Annotated in this window: 1 protein-coding gene; it reads right to left on the bottom strand. The window is 44.2% G+C overall.

Annotated features, from left to right (window positions below; genetic code table 11):
* On the bottom strand, window positions 1-480 hold a 480-nt coding region (locus HMPREF3057_RS10475; protein WP_257370884.1), incomplete at both ends, for a hypothetical protein.

Below are 480 nucleotides of genomic sequence, written 5' to 3'. Positions count from 1 at the left end.
ATTGTATAGCTTCCTTCACCCGGAACAACCGTGGTCGTACTACCATCCTCAAATGTTGGTGGAACAGTCGAATCGATATGTCCTTCAAACACTGGTGTTGCCACTTGTGGTTGGCCTTTTGCTCCTGTAGAAGCCGTATCATGACCAGTAGATGGATCTACAACTGTTGGGCGATAGCTTGCAGTAACTGGAGTACCATTCTTATCCTTACGGACAATCGTTACACCGGTTCCTTTTCCTACAAAATTAGCTTCTGGAGTGAAGGTGACGGTGCCATCTGGTGAGATTGCGTAAGTTCCTTCACCTAGAATCACTTTTTCAGTTGATCCATCTTCAAATGTTGCTGCCACTGTTTCATCGATTGGAACAAGCGGATTACCACCTTCAAATGTTGGAGTACCTGTTTGAACAAGACCCTTAATGTTAACTGAAGTAGTATCTTTACCAGTTGGAGTCACCTTAGTAAACTCTGGACTGTAG

Origin of the sequence: Streptococcus sp. HMSC072D05, assembly GCF_001815805.1 — a bacterium.
Classification (GTDB): domain Bacteria; phylum Bacillota; class Bacilli; order Lactobacillales; family Streptococcaceae; genus Streptococcus.
Note: the sequence above shows the minus strand (reverse complement) of the source record. Positions and strands in the feature narration are given on the sequence as shown.